The organism is Chloroflexota bacterium (assembly GCA_014360905.1).
Taxonomy (GTDB): Bacteria; Chloroflexota; Anaerolineae; order UBA2200; family UBA2200; genus JACIWX01.
On the sequence record JACIWW010000047.1, the window covers coordinates 1,925 to 2,537 of the forward strand.

Sequence of the window (613 nt, forward strand, 5' to 3'; positions counted from 1 at the left end):
TTCCTTGGTACCAGAGCCAGTACGAGCACACTCATGTCATCTTGTGGGCGGCCGTGGTCTAGTTCTATGGCATGGGCTAACAAGGCATCAGCCAATGTAGGAGCGGTGCATTGATGCTCTTTGACCAAAGAATCAGCATGGGTCAGGGCATCAAACGACGTGCCAAAGCGACGCCCGGCATGGAGCACGCCATCTGTAAAGGCAATTACCCAGATATTGGCTGCTATTGGAATTTCGGTGATGCTGGGCTTTGTGCCGGCATAGATACCGATAGGTTGGCTTGGCTCATCGAGCGTCTGCCACCCCTCTTTGTCCAAGAGCAATACCGGGCAATGGCTGTTACGGGATATGACGAGCGTGCGTGTGACCAGGTCAAGGGAAACCATGCTCAGTTCAGCCGATACTTGGCCTTGGCGATAGGTGCGCAGGTAATCATGTGTCGCTCTGGCTGCTGCGCCGTCGCGCACACCTTCCGCTAGCAGCGAGATAGCCTTGCGAGCTACCAGATTGCTGATGCGTTTAGCGGATTGCCCACTTTGCTGGCCATCCACTAGGACGAGCGACAGCCCGCCATGAGGCCGCTCTATCATTTCCAAGGTATCACCGCTTTCGC

The 613-nt window shown here is 55.5% G+C and carries 1 protein-coding gene; it reads right to left on the bottom strand.

Annotation, left to right across the window (positions count from 1 at the left end):
* On the bottom strand, positions 1 to 613 hold a 613-nt coding region (locus H5T67_12605; GenBank protein MBC7246145.1), incomplete at both ends, for a SpoIIE family protein phosphatase.